This is a genomic window from Paenibacillus sp. FSL R5-0923, from assembly GCF_038009145.1.
GTDB lineage: Bacteria > Bacillota > Bacilli > Paenibacillales > Paenibacillaceae > Paenibacillus_AQ.
The window spans coordinates 272,662-286,378 of record NZ_JBBPAT010000001.1; the positions used below are offsets into that span (position 1 = coordinate 272,662).

Sequence of the window (13,717 nt, forward strand, 5' to 3'; positions counted from 1 at the left end):
AGCCCCTTACTAGGGACAAATCTCTTAAAGAAAAATATAATTTTCATTTTTTAATCTATTATTTAGCACCCGGCACATAGATCTTGTCAAAGATCCCGCCATCGTTAAAATGCTTCTCTTGCGTTTCTTTCCAGGTTCCGAATTTATCAGCCAATGTGAAGAGCTTTATTTCCGGGAACTTATCTTTATATTGTTCTTTCACGCTTTCTAGCGTTGGACGGTAGTAGTTCTCAGCCGCGATTTTTTGTCCTTCCTCCGTATAGAGATACTTCAAGTAAGCCTCGGACACTTCACGCGTATTTCTTTTATCCACAACCTTATCTACTATTGCTACCGGCGGTTCAGCCAGAATGCTCTCAGATGGATTTACGATATCGAATTTATCTGGACCAAGCTCTTCTACAGAAAGATAAGCTTCATTCTCCCATGCAATCAGCACATCGCCAATTCCACGCTCTACAAACGTGGTCGTAGAACCGCGCGCACCCGTATCCAGCACCGGAACATGTTTGAACAATTCTTTTACAAATTCCTCAGCCTTAGCTTCGTCGTTATTGTTGTGGTCTAGCGCGTAACCCCACGCCGCCAAGTAGTTCCAACGTGCGCCACCTGATGTTTTCGGATTCGGTGTAATCACTTCTACGCCTTCCTTAAGCAAATCCGGCCAATCTTTGATTCCTTTTGGATTTCCTTTGCGTACTAAGAATACGATCGTCGAGGTGTACGGTGAACTGTTATGATCAAATTTACTTTGCCAGCCTTCATTAATAAGTTCCTTTTCCTGCAAGGCATCAATATCATAACCAAGTGCTAATGTCACAACATCCGCTTCCAGACCATCAAGTACAGCACGGCTTTGTTTCCCCGATCCACCGTGGGATTGTTTAATGGTGACCTTCTGTCCTGTTTCTTTCTCCCAATAGGCAGCAAAAGCTTTATTATAATTCTCGTACAATTCGCGAGTAGGGTCATAAGATACGTTCAGTAGCTCTACTGGATCTTTAGATGGAGTTTTTGTTGCTTCAGCCGCATTTGTGGCCTCCGCTGAATTGGTTGTTGCTGGTGCGTCTGTTGCCGAACTAGCACTATTGCCGTTGTTGTTATTGCTGCCGCAAGCAGCAGTAAGCCCTGCCGTCAGCAACAAGCTAAACCCTACAAGAAGCCCTTTATTCATCTTTTTCTTCATCTTTTCCACTCCCCCATGTTTTTCTTGCCTTCATTTTTTTCCTGTGGATAACAAAAAGAACGGAGGAAAGCCCACGTATGGCAGGTCAAACCGGTCCTATGACACGTGTCTGCGAGCCTAATGCAGGCGTTCCTCCGTCTGTACGGTAAGAACTTTCTTCAATTATTCCTATCTACTTAGTTGGTTTATATGGATATAATACTGAAACCCTTTAACCGTGTCAAACCTTTTTTTCCAACCAATGACAAAGGAATCTTTCAAATCCCACGCTATACAGGCAATGGTGTGGGTTCCTGTAAGATCCACTTGTTATTGATGCTATAAAGTAATATTATTGCTACAGCTTATGGTCTAGAGAAATTACCGCTTAATGTCGGGAGTGAGAATCATGGGTATGGATTTAGAGTACGTCCCTGCGCCGATAAGACCACGGCTTCATAGGAGAATGTCTCAAGAAATTAGTCGAAGGATTAGGGGAACTTACCGTTATGATACAACGGTCTGGAGGACAGCAATCGCTGGTCTTTGGATCGTTTGCTTTTTAGCCTTCACCACTGCCGTATTAGGTATACCCACTGGATTAGGGGTGCCAACAGATATTGCACTTGCTGCAGGTACGAGTACCATTCTGCTGGCCATTGCCAGCAATATCATTGCTGTACTGATCGCGTTGACCGGACTGCGCATCCCACGACTATTCGCAGGCTGTGTATTGAGCGATGTTGGAGCGATTCTACTAATCTTATATTACGCAGACTTTGAGATTGAAGCTGCGGCTCTCATTGCTGTTCTACTATCCGTATTAGGTGCATTGGGCGGATTAGCCATCGGACTGCTGCGCAGCAAAAGAATAACCATGGGACTTCTGCTTACCATTACGGTAACTTTTTCCCAACTTGCTCTGGCAAACGGAGTGCAGGAAATACCTACTTTGGAACCCATTGATATCAGTGATTCTGATGTGATTCCATTGACAGCCGCAAGTCCGTCACAACCTGGCAATCAAGCCTATCAGACCTTCACTTATGCCAGCGGTAAGGATCTGCATCGGACCGAATACGGCAAGGATACCAATGTGATCTCTTCTACAGTAGATGCTTCTGCTTATATTAAGGATTGGTCAAAACTCCGCACTTTATTCTGGGGATTTGATTATAATGCACTTCCACTGAACGGCCGAGTATGGATGCCTGAGGGCGATGGTCCCTATCCGGTAGTTCTGATGGTGCACGGAAATCATATGATGGAAGATTACTCTGACGGAGGGTACGCTTATCTCGGTGAACTCTTGGCCAGCCGGGGGTTTATCGCAATTTCGCTGGATGAGAATTTCCTGAACTATTCTGCTTGGTCCGGTATTCCGGACAATGATTTCAAAGTACGGACCTGGATCATTCTGAAACACCTGGAACAGCTAGCAGCTTTCTCGGATGAACCAGACAATCCTTTTTATCAAAAAATAGATTTCACAAAAACCGCCCTGCTCGGCCATAGCCGTGGAGGACAAGCTGTTGCTATGGCAGCAGACGCCGAATGTTGGTTCAAAAATGATCCCGTTATGAAGGCAGTAGATCGTTTTAATATAGCCTCTGTGGTCGCCCTTGCCCCTACGGATAAACCGATAGACGATCAGCAAGCCCGTCTCAAGGATGTCAACTATTTGACTCTGCAAGGGGCTCGTGATGGGGATGTACATGATTTCTATGGTGACCGCCAGTATATACGTACTTCCTATTCTCCTGGATCCTCTGCTTTCAAAAGCTCGCTGTATATTGCGGACGCCAATCACAGTCAATTCAACAGTGATTGGGGCGCGTATGATCAGACATTACCTGCTGGCCTCTTTTTAAATCGAGCGCAAACTATGGATGCAGACAAGCAGCGGCAAATCGCTAAAGTGTATGTATCAGCTTTTCTAGAGACCACTTTGCATGGAAAAGACGAATACCAGAGCTTGTTCCGGGATTACCGCAGCGGACTGAAATGGCTACCGGAGACCACTTACTACAATCGATTCCAGGATGGGGGATATCGGCCTGTAGCCACATTTGACGAGGACCGCAACAAGAATACCGTTAATCTCGGAACAGCAGAAGCATCCGGATTATCCTGGTCGGAAGAGCTCGCGAAGGATCGTGAATCGAAGAGCAAAGCCACATATGGTGTCGTTCTTGAACGCACAGCCAAAAAAGACGAGGAAGCTTATTACAACATTAAGCTTAAAGACAGTGTTGTTACTGAAATGGCCCTTTCAGACGCAGATGGCCTTACATTTTCCTTAGCAAACCTCAATGGTGATATCAAAGATGAACTAAGTATTCCGCTACCTCCCAATGTAGAGGTTGAGTTAACCGACAAAAATGATACCTCGGCACGCTTGCCGTTAAGTGAGGTAATGGATATTCTTCCACTGCCGCAAACTCAGTTCACGTTATTCCCATGGCTTGAAGAACGGATTAATGATGGGAAGTACGGTGATCTGTCCGAAGCTGTATTTCAGACCTATGAGATGCCGTTCGAACAGTTTCAGGAGGAAGAACCTGAGCTAGAGCCTGAGAACCTGACAGAAATCACCTTCTACCTTGAAGCCGAGGGAGATAAAATCATGCTAGATGACATAGGCTTTTACGATCTAGGAATTCGAAATATGTTTTAAGGTAACTTGCCATTATACCATTTAAGGCCTTCCCTCAGCACATGTACAGCTGATTGGAAGGCCTTTTATTTTGATAAATTTCGGGGAATAGCCCCTAATATTGAAACATACAATAACCTATTCCCAGCCTACACGGCTTGAATACAGACCGGTGTCTTTATCTTCAACTCGTTCCCTGTAGGAATTAATCTGCCACTGTCACTATCGATGGAGAACGAAGTAATAATATCACTATTTTGATTCGCAGCGAGCAGCTTGCCACCAATAATGGCGAAATTACGCGGAGTACGTCCGCCTGTAACCTGCCAATCTACCGCTTCAAGATGACCTGTTGAACCCTCAATATGGAACAAGGCGATACTATCTTGTCCCCGGTTTGAGACATACAAGAATTTACCACATGGCGATACATGAATATCGGAAGCTGTATCATCACTACCCGCATTATATTGCTCTGGAAGCGTGCTGACATGCTGTAAAATGCTGAGGTTTCCATTCTGCTCATCATTAGCAAATACCGTTACGGTACAGTTTAGTTCATTCGCCAGATAAATCCATTGTCCTGAAGGGTGTACCGCCAGATGGCGTGGGCCTGAACCTGGTGGAAGATTAATCTCCCGATGCTTAGACAACTTACCTTCTTCAAGGCGATAAATCAGGATTTGATCCAGTCCCAAGTCGCAAACCAGTATATGCTTGCCGCTTCCATCCGGAATGACGGAGTGTGGATGCGGAGCTTCCTGACGGTCTTCACGAATTCCTGAACCTACATGTTTCACTTGATCAGACATGACCTGAAGCGAACCATCCTCATTTACAGGAAATACGTTGGCATTGCCACCGGAATAATTAGAGACGAATATGTAATCTTGCTTAGGACTGATCGAGACATAACAAGGAGCGCCACCTTCCGTAGGACGACTTCCAAGTGGACTCAACGCTTTAGTAACAGGATCAATAGCAAAAGCATAAACCTCGCCCTCATCCTTCTCACTAACCGCATAGAGCACGCTGCCTGTGCTGTTTACTGCTAAAAACGATGGATTCTCAATGCCCTTAGTACCCTCAAGAATCTTCATTTCCCCTGATGAAGGACTAAGTGAGCAGAGTAGAATAGCTTCCTCACCTTCAGGGTTGTACGTTCCCACATAAAACAATACCTCATTAAGCCGTTCCATAGTAGCGACTCCTTTGTTTGTATAAATTGTATTTACTTCTTAATTACCCTTTACTGATAGCAACTCACTCAGTATTTTATAATATTTTTTCACTATAGCATGTTTATAGTTGTAATACATTATCGAGTTCAATTTTGAAGCCATTTCCTAACTCTCCCGGCAGTAGTAAGTTTTTACAAGTGGTTTAAACATGATTGGCAAGGTTAATAGTAGACATCGAAAACAACAAAACGAAGGAGTTGAAGTAACATGAGTTTTTTATGGATGTTAATTGTTGGTGGGATCATTGGTTGGTTAGCGGGTCTGATTATGGGCAGAGATATTCCAGGCGGGGTAATTGGTAACATTATCGCAGGTATTATCGGTTCATGGCTCGGTGGCGTGCTTCTGGGAAGCTGGGGACCTAAAGTAAGTGATTTCTATTTCTTCCCTTCTTTGATCGGGGCCGTTGTTCTGATCTTTATCGTCAGCCTTATTCTTCGCTCAACAAATGGGCGTAGCCGTTCATAAGCTTAGGCTGAACCAATAATTGTTGGACTACTTATATTATTAAAAAAAATAGCAGGTCAAGGTTAACTACCTTGACCTGCTATTTGGTGTTTTCGGCCTCTTTCTACTTAATGTAGTATGCAGTGCTTTTCACGGAGCTACTACCTCCATACAGCGGCTACACTTCAATGTTCTGCCATCGTTTTTCTGTTATAATGGAGATAAAAGTGACTCAAATCATAGAGAGGTCGTGAATCATGGGTAGCATTAACCCCTCACTCCTACATATCGGCTCCACTATAGGGACCTTGCTCATGGCGCTAATGGTTATTTTTATTCGTCTAAAAGCTAGCGCACGTCCGGTTACCATTCGAAAAATATGGATTCCACCTCTCGGGATGTCGACTGGCTTTGCCATGTTCGTTGTACCTGAAGTTAGATTTCCTTTATGGTGGGCAGCACTCGCCTTTTTGATTGGCTGGTTCATCTTCGCGTATCCTCTAATACGCAGCACAAACTTCGAACAACGGGATGGACAAATTTATGCTCAGCGTTCTAAGAGCTTTGCTTTCATTCTGCTCGGACTCCTTTTAGTTCGCACCTTACTTCATGAATTTATTAATAGTTATGTCAGTATCCCTCAGTCCGGTGGATTATTCTTCATCTTAGCCTTCGGAATGATTCTTCATTGGAGATTCTTTATGTACAAACGTTATAAAGCTATGACCTCCTCGGAGGCACAGTCCTTACAGTCATAAGTATATGTTGTTATTCTAAGAAGCCATTTCAATTCATACGATTGAGATGGCTTCTTACGTGGATGAATACCATGTAGGAAAAAACATTTTTCTGTGTCCGATGTTAGGTAACTTGTGGAGGGATACGTTAAAATATATGCATACCTAACAATAGAAAGCGAGGTCAAGGCAATTGAAAAGTAAATCAAGAAAAGTTGCCATCGTCGGTGCCGGGATGGTCGGTTCCAGCTGCGCCTACTCCATGGTCAATCAGGCCATTTGCGACGAGATCATGATGATCGACCGCACCTATGACCGCGCTATGGCACAAGCACTTGATCTCTCACACTGCATGGATTTCACAAGCACACGTACCAAGGTGTATGCAGGAACCCATAGCGACTGCGCAGGAATGGATGTAGTTATCTTAACCGCCGGCGCTAATCCAAAGGCAGGGCAGACAAGACTTGACGTCCTGGAAGCCTCTGCAGTCATTACTAGAGAAATTATCACCAACATTATGGCTGGGGGATTCGATGGAATATTCGTAGTCGCCGCTAATCCAGTCGATATTGTCACTTATATGGTATGGAAAATATCAGGGCTGCCTCGCCACAGAATCATTGGTACAGGAACCTCCATTGACTCTTCGCGCCTAAAAACACTACTGTCTGATGTGTTCTCCATAGACCCACGCAGCGTTAACGGCTACGCACTTGGAGAACATGGTGAATCCCAGTTTGTAGCTTGGTCACATGTGACGATTGGCGGCAAGCCCATCCTGCAAATTATGGATCAGCATCGTGAGCGGTTCCAGCATCTGGATCTGGAGGATATCTCCCGCAAGACCAAAGATGCGGGCTGGGAGATATTTACTAAAAAAGGCTCCACACATTTCGGTATTGGCAGCGCACTGGCTTATATTACTCGTTCCATTCTGAATGATGAGCATAAGATCATTGCCGTATCCGCAATTCTGGATGGAGAGTACGGGCAAAGTGGTATATGTACCGGCGTACCTGCCATTATTGGCAACACTGGAATTCAAGAACTACTGGAGCTTAACCTAAACACCGAAGAAGCGGAGAAATTCAACGCCTCCTGCAGCATTGTTCGCTCAGGCATTGAGAGCCTACACTTGGAAGACAGCATTTAATCTCCTGCAAACGGAAAAAATCGCTCTTTGGGGATCGGTAGATAACACCAATACCCTAAAGAGCGATTTTTTTATCCTTGATCTTTAACCTTTAATGCTCGGATACTGTTCAGTACAGCCAGCACGGTTACCCCAACATCTGAGAATACAGCCTCCCACATTGTGGCAATCCCAAATGCGCCGAGAATAAGAAATATAGCTTTAACACCTAAAGCGAAAATAATATTTTGCCATACGATCATCCGTGTACGCTTGGCAATGCCGATAGCAACAGGAATCTTCGAAGGTTCATCGGTCATAATTACAATATCGGCCGCTTCAATCGCAGCATCGGAGCCCAGTCCGCCCATTGCGATCCCAACATCTGCTCTAGCTAGTACTGGGGTATCGTTAATTCCATCACCGACAAAAATAATTTTCTCGCGATGTGACTTTTCACGATCCAGCTTCTCGATGGCCTCTACCTTATGCTGCGGCAAAAGCTCCGCGTGAACCTCATCTACACCTAACTGCTTCCCAACATCTTCAGCTACAGAAGAAGCATCGCCAGTTAACATCACCGTTTTACGGATGCCAAGCTTCTTGAGGCTCTGAATAGCCTGCTGCGAGTCTTCCTTCACTTCATCTGCAATCACCAGATAACCCCCATACTGATGATCCACCGCGATGTGAACAACTGTACCGCTCTGCGCAGGCACCTCATAAGCTATGCCCTCTCGCTCCATCAGACGCGCGTTACCTGCAAGTACGGTCTTGCCTTCAATCGAAACCTCGATTCCATGACCGGAGATTTCGTTGTAATTCGAGATCGTTTCCTTAGAAATCTGTTCTCCATAAGCCGCCCTAATCGATTCGGCAATCGGATGGTTCGAATGGCTCTCCGCATAAGCAGCTGTCTGCAGCAATTCATCCTTAGACTTGCCACCTGACGGATAAATTCCTGTAACCTTAAATTGCCCCTTAGTCAACGTTCCGGTCTTATCAAAGACAACTACTTTCACATCATTTAACGCTTCAAGATAGTTGCTTCCTTTAATCAGAATACCACTGCGTGAAGCTGCTCCAATCCCTCCGAAGAAACCAAGTGGAATCGAGACCACAAGCGCACATGGACAGGAGATTACGAGGAATACAAGCGCCCGGTAAATCCAATCTGAGAAGGTTGCCCCGCTAATCACTAACGGAGGAACGACAGCTAGCAGCACAGCTGTGATCACTACTATAGGTGTGTAAGCCCGTGCAAACTTAGTAATAAAGTTCTCTGTTTTGGCTTTGTTGCTTGAAGCATTCTGTACCAACTCCAGAATTTTGGATACGGCTGATTCACCAAAGGTCTGTGTGACTTGCATCGTAATAACGCCGTTTCGATTAATAAATCCACTTAATACTGTGCTTCCCGGTCCAGCCGAACGCGGTACAGACTCCCCGGTAAGTGCTGATGTATCCATCATGGCGCTTCCCTCAAGGATCGTTCCGTCCAGAGGTACCTTCTCACCCGGTTTCACAACAATTACATCACCGATCGACACTTCCTCAGGAGAGACTCGTTTTAGATCATTTCCAAGCTTAAGGTAAGCAAATTCGGGACGGATATCCATAAGTGCCGTGATAGATCGACGTGAACGGTTTACTGCTAGACCTTGGAACAACTCTCCGATTTGGTAAAAGAGCATAACCGCTACGCCCTCTGGATACTCACCAATCGCAAAAGCACCGATGGTTGCAAGAGCCATCAAGAAATTCTCATCAAATACCTGACCCCGGATAATGTTCTTAACCGCCTGCCAGACAACTTCACTACCCACGATGAGATAGGCTGCTAAGAAAATCAGCAGTTCTACTACACCCTCCACCGGTAAGAATATTCCGGCAAGCGCGAGTATCCCACCGCCACCTAACCGCAGTAGAATCTTACGCGTATCTCCTTCCCCATGCTCGTGGCTGTGGCCATGGCTGTGACCATCCGCATCATCATGCTTATGTCCGTCTGCAGCCTGATGATCGTGTTCATGGCCATGTTTGTGATCCTCTCCATGCGTATGACTACTGTTATTCTGCAGCTTGCGACTGCCCTGAGTCTTCTCTCTTACATTTACATGGGGCTCAAGTGCCTTCACCGTTTTCTTTGCTTCTACAATCGCCGATTCCTCATAACCTGCGGCGGTTTCCATCGTCATTGTCTTCGTAACAAAATTAACGGAACAAGACGATACGCCCTCAATTTTCTTCACTTTATCTTCGATTTTCCTTGCGCAATTGGCGCAATCTAAGCCTTCTAATTCCCACTGACGTTTTACTTTTCCTTGCATCGTATCCATACGGCACATCTCCTCAAATAAAAACCATATATGAGCACTTGTTCATATGTTTTCTTATTGCTATTATATTCCCTTTATTTTTGAAGGTCAATACGTCATATACACCATTTTTCTCCGCTCTCTTAAAAATTAAATAAATTGATCTTTTCGTGAAAATATGGTAAATCATGTATGATCGCAGCCGAGATGAATTGGCAACTAAATTACACAGAAAGAAGGATGAATGTAGACCATGTCAAAGCTAGCCAAGACGTCTTCTTTTTCACAGAAATACCCTGTTTGGACCGTTGTTATTATTGAGGTGCTGTTACTTTTAGCTGTATCTGCCGCCGGGACTTACGCTACAATTAAAGAGCTTTCGTATACCGCCCCTGTACTGATCTCCTTTATTCCAATCGCGCTTGTACTGATCATCTACTTCACGGTTAAGAACAAATGGAGTGATCTTGGCTTCCGTCCTCTGAATACCATTTCCTCTGGGAAGTGGATCTATTACGCACCTCTAGCTGTCGTCCTGATCACCATATCCTTTAAAGGTTTTCGTGAGATCAGTACGTCTGAGGTGTTGTTCTTTATCTTCTTCACCCTGCTTGTAGCCTTTGTGGAAGAAAGTATTTACCGCGGATTGATTTTCAAGACTTTACTCACTAAGGGCGCTAAAACGGCTGTGATTACTTCAAGCATACTCTTCTCTATTACCCACTTGCTTAATGCTTTATCCGGTACAGACATGACGCAAATCCTCCTACAGCTCGTATATTCTCTTCTGATCGGTTTTGTGCTTACCTTGTTGATGCTGAAAAATAATAATATTCTACCGCTGATATTGTTTCATTTTGTACATAATCTAATTCAGTTTGTTGGTAACGATAATACAAGCGAATATATGGGGATCGATCTATTCATCCTTCTCGTACTCGCTGTGCATTGTCTCTGGCTGGCTCTATCCTTTAGAAAACCAACCCTATCGAGCAACCTAAATCAATCTAGTTAACGCAAAAGAGCGGTTCTCCAATAATCGGAGAACCGCTCTTTTTTGAAAAGTACAGCTATTCATGACGGACATGTTCATGCGTCTGCAGAAAAATCTGCTCTACATGCGCATCGTTGAGCGAATAGAATACCGTCTTTCCTTCTTTACGACGCTTCACAATTCGTAAATTCCGTAAATAACGGAGCTGATGGGATATCGCAGATTGTCCCATATCAAGGATCACGGACAAATCGTGTACACATAATTCTTTCTGGGACAAAGCGTAAATGAGCCGCACTCGTGTGGGATCACCCAACGCTTTGAACATCTCTGCCATTTTATCCGTTATTTCTCGGTCAGGCAGAATCAATGCAATGGATTCCGGTTCAAGCTCCGAACCCTTGCATGTGTTATCGCAATCTTCTAATGCCGTTGGCTCCATGCTATCGCCTCCTCCACCAGCTAGTCAGCTTTGCTGATTGTTTTCCTCAATTATATGAAAACCAGCTCTGGATGTCCATGGAGAAGGCTTTTATAAGAATCGCTGTAAATCAGACCGCTTTACGATAAAAGGAGAATAGTCCTGCCGCAAAAAACACAATAAAACTACCGCCCACTACCATCATCAGCGTTTCGAACGGTAAATTAAAAGCCCCAAACGTGTCATCACCATACGGCATCATAGCCAACATCGGTTGTACCCAAGGATAATAGGGGCCATAGGTTGAAGAATTGGCGATCAGCATATTAGGAATGGTCAGACTCACATTCAGCGCCAGCGGTGCGCCAAAACTGCTCCAGCCTTGAGAGATAGCCAGTTGCAGTGCAGCGAGTGGCAGACAGGCAATAAAGCCGCCAAATACCGAGCTAAGCAGCAGCGACCAAGGGATCGAATCCGGAATATTTCGGAAAAAACCCATTCCCAGCACCATCACCAGGAACGTTAGTTGAACCGCAGCCAGCAATCCGATAATCATCACATATTTTGAGAGGTACACTGATAACCGAGTCACAGGCAGAGACAGCAACATCTTCCAGCCTCCGTCATGATGCTCATAACGACAGATCAGCGCTGCGAAAATACCCGAAAGCACAGGTAGAAACAGCAAGGCATGCATCATGGACATCACATTTAACAACAGTTCCCAACTCATCTTCTCCCCTTGATTATCCGCCAATGCCCCGGGAAGTAATGCTAAAATCGGACTGCCTATAACTAAAAGCCAGACATATGATTTAGACATTTTTAATCGTTCTGCCGACAACACTCTCCAAAATGAATTCATCGTTAATCCACATCCTTTCGTGCGAAGTGCAGTGCACCCGGCAAAAGAATCAGCAGCCCCAGCAGCAACCCTGCACCGCTAAATAAGAGACGATGCGAAGATTCCCAAGCCATATATGGCCATGTTAAAGGAACCCACTCCGAAAGTAACATGGAGAAGATAGACACCAGAGATAAGGTTATTCCAAGAGCAACTGGCAATGTCTGATTACGGTTAGCCAGAGAAAGCCACAGCTGCAAAGCGATAACCGGCAATGCTGCAATATAGGACATAAAGCCAATTCGTAACACATCCAAATACGGAATCAGTTCGACCTTGAAGCCCAAAACAAGCCCTAAACCAACTGTACCCACCGAGAGCAACAAACAAGAAACCGCCACTAGCACCAAACATAACACCAGCTTAGCCATAAATACTGAAGTACGTGAGATAGGTAGTGCCAAGAGCTGCTTCCACGAGCTCATCTGATGTTCTACATTTGCAATCAACGAGCATACTAAGGTCCCTCCAAGAAAGAGAGCAATGGGCACAAATGCAGCCACATTGTTCAGAAGCCCACCCCATAAATCTGCACTATACTGCTCGCGAAGATAATCATAACGAAGGCCGAAGTTCAAGCCTTGCATGGCTAAAAGTCCAAGCGGTCCAAGAAACACTAGAAACCAGAGTCCCTTGCCACGGATTTTGAGCCAATCCGCCGACAGTGCCCGCCACATCATGATTCCTCTCCTCCTACAACCTGCAGGAAGAAGTCCTCAAGTGATTGTCTCCGCTCCTCTACACGATAAATAGCATGCCCATTCTCTACCAACGCTTTGACAAGCAAGGCAACTCTTGCATCGATCATCCGGGAGAAGACTAGCTTTTGTTCTTGAAGTATCCCTGTGTACCCCCGTTCTTCAGCAAGACGCAGCGCGGCCTCCGGGTCCGAGACTGCTAACCGCATTTCTCCCCCGGCTTGCCGCTGCAGATTCGTTATACTATCTTGGTACACCATTTGCCCTTGACGAATGATCCCTACGGTATCCGCCATTTGCTCAATTTCACTAAGCAAGTGACTGGATACTACGACGGTAATCCCTTGCTCCTGCGGCAATCGTTTAATCAGTCCGCGAATTTCCTGAATCCCTGACGGGTCAAGTCCGTTCGTCGGCTCATCCAGAATAAGCAGCTCCGGTTCCCCGAGCAAGGCAGCAGCAATACCTAGTCTCTGCTTCATCCCAAGGGAGAACCCTTTAACTGGACGTTTCTCTTCCCCTGTTAAGGAAACAATATCTAGCACCTCAGCAATCCGTGACTTCGGAGCACCAAGGATACGCCGGATGGCTTCAAGATTATCCACAGCGCTTAAGTGCCCGTAATAGGATGGAGACTCGACAAGCGACCCTACTTTCCGCAAAATTTGCAGTTTATGCTTGCGAAGATCCTGGCCGAAGACTTCAATCCTTCCTGATGTTGGAGTGATCAGTCCAAGCAGCATACGAATTGTTGTTGTTTTCCCTGCCCCGTTCGGGCCAAGAAAGCCATAGATCTCTCCCTTGCGGATGTTCAAATTTAAATTTTCCACCGCAGCCCGGCCACGGTATTTTTTTAATAAATCCTTCGTTTCAATCACTGTTTCTTTCATGTTCCTCACCTCGGTAATTAGCATAACGTCCCAAGGTTAAGAACAAGGCGGCACGAAGTTTAAGTTTTGTTTAAATTTGACGATATGGATGTCCAATGAAAATAAAGTCCT

At 45.2% G+C, this 13,717-nt stretch carries 12 protein-coding genes; 5 read left to right on the forward strand and 7 right to left on the reverse strand.

What is annotated here, in order from left to right; genetic code table 11:
- Positions 1-58: 58 nt before the first annotated feature.
- A complete protein-coding gene (locus tag MKX35_RS01220) occupies positions 59-1,186 on the reverse strand; it encodes a sulfate ABC transporter substrate-binding protein (RefSeq protein WP_076300106.1) in 1,128 nt (375 codons plus the stop codon).
- Positions 1,187-1,574: 388 nt separating this feature from the next.
- Here MKX35_RS01220 and MKX35_RS01225 point away from each other — a divergent pair, with 388 nt between their 5' ends.
- Positions 1,575-3,842 (forward strand): poly(ethylene terephthalate) hydrolase family protein, encoded by a 2,268-nt coding sequence (locus tag MKX35_RS01225; protein ID WP_076300105.1) that lies wholly within the window; start codon positions 1,575-1,577, stop codon positions 3,840-3,842.
- Positions 3,843-3,970: 128 nt separating this feature from the next.
- On the opposite strand, the gene MKX35_RS01230 is transcribed toward MKX35_RS01225, so the two are convergent.
- Entirely contained in the window at positions 3,971-5,020 is a 1,050-nt protein-coding gene (locus tag MKX35_RS01230; protein ID WP_076300104.1) for a lactonase family protein, read from the reverse strand.
- Between the two features lie 249 nt (positions 5,021-5,269).
- On the opposite strand from MKX35_RS01230, the gene MKX35_RS01235 reads away from it, so the two are divergent.
- The 3 genes from MKX35_RS01235 (at position 5,270) to MKX35_RS01245 (ending at position 7,402) form a co-directional block, all read left to right on the forward strand.
- Positions 5,270-5,530, forward strand: coding sequence for a GlsB/YeaQ/YmgE family stress response membrane protein (locus MKX35_RS01235; protein ID WP_042184394.1), 261 nt, complete (start codon positions 5,270-5,272; stop codon positions 5,528-5,530).
- A gap of 236 nt (positions 5,531-5,766) precedes the next feature.
- The gene (locus MKX35_RS01240; RefSeq protein ID WP_042184392.1) at positions 5,767-6,267 is read left to right on the forward strand and encodes a CcdC family protein; all 501 of its coding nucleotides are present in this window, start codon (positions 5,767-5,769) and stop codon (positions 6,265-6,267) included.
- A 172-nt stretch (positions 6,268-6,439) separates the two neighbouring features.
- Positions 6,440-7,402: an L-lactate dehydrogenase gene (locus MKX35_RS01245; protein ID WP_042184390.1), complete on the forward strand. Its 963-nt coding sequence runs from the start codon at positions 6,440-6,442 to the stop codon at positions 7,400-7,402.
- A 71-nt stretch (positions 7,403-7,473) separates the two neighbouring features.
- Here MKX35_RS01245 and MKX35_RS01250 read toward each other — a convergent pair whose 3' ends face one another.
- Positions 7,474-9,720 carry a heavy metal translocating P-type ATPase gene (locus MKX35_RS01250; RefSeq protein ID WP_076300103.1) on the reverse strand — a complete coding sequence of 749 codons (2,247 nt, stop codon included), beginning with the start codon at positions 9,718-9,720 and terminating at the stop codon, positions 7,474-7,476.
- Between the two features lie 232 nt (positions 9,721-9,952).
- Between MKX35_RS01250 and MKX35_RS01255 the strand changes: the two genes are divergently transcribed.
- Positions 9,953-10,714, forward strand: coding sequence for a CPBP family intramembrane glutamic endopeptidase (locus MKX35_RS01255; protein WP_076300102.1), 762 nt, complete (start codon positions 9,953-9,955; stop codon positions 10,712-10,714).
- 55 nt (positions 10,715-10,769) lie between these two features.
- Here the strand turns inward: MKX35_RS01255 and MKX35_RS01260 are convergent, their stop codons facing one another.
- The 4 genes from MKX35_RS01260 to MKX35_RS01275 all read right to left on the reverse strand — a co-directional run bounded on the left by MKX35_RS01260 (position 10,770) and on the right by MKX35_RS01275 (position 13,606).
- Positions 10,770-11,135 carry an ArsR/SmtB family transcription factor gene (locus MKX35_RS01260; RefSeq protein WP_042184384.1) on the reverse strand — a complete coding sequence of 122 codons (366 nt, stop codon included), beginning with the start codon at positions 11,133-11,135 and terminating at the stop codon, positions 10,770-10,772.
- A gap of 109 nt (positions 11,136-11,244) precedes the next feature.
- A complete protein-coding gene (locus MKX35_RS01265; protein WP_076285177.1) occupies positions 11,245-11,979 on the reverse strand; it encodes an ABC transporter permease in 735 nt (244 codons plus the stop codon).
- Between the two features lie 2 nt (positions 11,980-11,981).
- A complete protein-coding gene (locus MKX35_RS01270) occupies positions 11,982-12,698 on the reverse strand; it encodes an ABC transporter permease (protein WP_076300101.1) in 717 nt (238 codons plus the stop codon).
- A complete protein-coding gene (locus MKX35_RS01275) occupies positions 12,695-13,606 on the reverse strand; it encodes an ABC transporter ATP-binding protein (RefSeq protein ID WP_076300100.1) in 912 nt (303 codons plus the stop codon). Before MKX35_RS01275 ends, MKX35_RS01270 begins: the two co-directional genes overlap by 4 nt.
- Positions 13,607-13,717 lie beyond the last annotated feature (111 nt).

What these genes read in the sequence shown, in the direction of transcription:
- MKX35_RS01220 (WP_076300106.1), bottom strand. Translation starts at nt 1,186, where the DNA reads ATGAAGAAAAAGATGAATAAAGGGCTTCTTGTAGGGTTTAGCTTGTTG.
- MKX35_RS01225 (WP_076300105.1), top strand. Translation starts at nt 1,575, where the DNA reads ATGGGTATGGATTTAGAGTACGTCCCTGCGCCGATAAGACCACGGCTT.
- MKX35_RS01230 (WP_076300104.1), bottom strand. Translation starts at nt 5,020, where the DNA reads ATGGAACGGCTTAATGAGGTATTGTTTTATGTGGGAACGTACAACCCT.
- MKX35_RS01235 (WP_042184394.1), top strand. Translation starts at nt 5,270, where the DNA reads ATGAGTTTTTTATGGATGTTAATTGTTGGTGGGATCATTGGTTGGTTA.
- MKX35_RS01240 (WP_042184392.1), top strand. Translation starts at nt 5,767, where the DNA reads ATGGGTAGCATTAACCCCTCACTCCTACATATCGGCTCCACTATAGGG.
- MKX35_RS01250 (WP_076300103.1), bottom strand. Translation starts at nt 9,720, where the DNA reads ATGGATACGATGCAAGGAAAAGTAAAACGTCAGTGGGAATTAGAAGGC.
- MKX35_RS01255 (WP_076300102.1), top strand. Translation starts at nt 9,953, where the DNA reads ATGTCAAAGCTAGCCAAGACGTCTTCTTTTTCACAGAAATACCCTGTT.
- MKX35_RS01260 (WP_042184384.1), bottom strand. Translation starts at nt 11,135, where the DNA reads ATGGAGCCAACGGCATTAGAAGATTGCGATAACACATGCAAGGGTTCG.
- MKX35_RS01265 (WP_076285177.1), bottom strand. Translation starts at nt 11,979, where the DNA reads ATGAATTCATTTTGGAGAGTGTTGTCGGCAGAACGATTAAAAATGTCT.
- MKX35_RS01270 (WP_076300101.1), bottom strand. Translation starts at nt 12,698, where the DNA reads ATGATGTGGCGGGCACTGTCGGCGGATTGGCTCAAAATCCGTGGCAAG.
- MKX35_RS01275 (WP_076300100.1), bottom strand. Translation starts at nt 13,606, where the DNA reads ATGAAAGAAACAGTGATTGAAACGAAGGATTTATTAAAAAAATACCGT.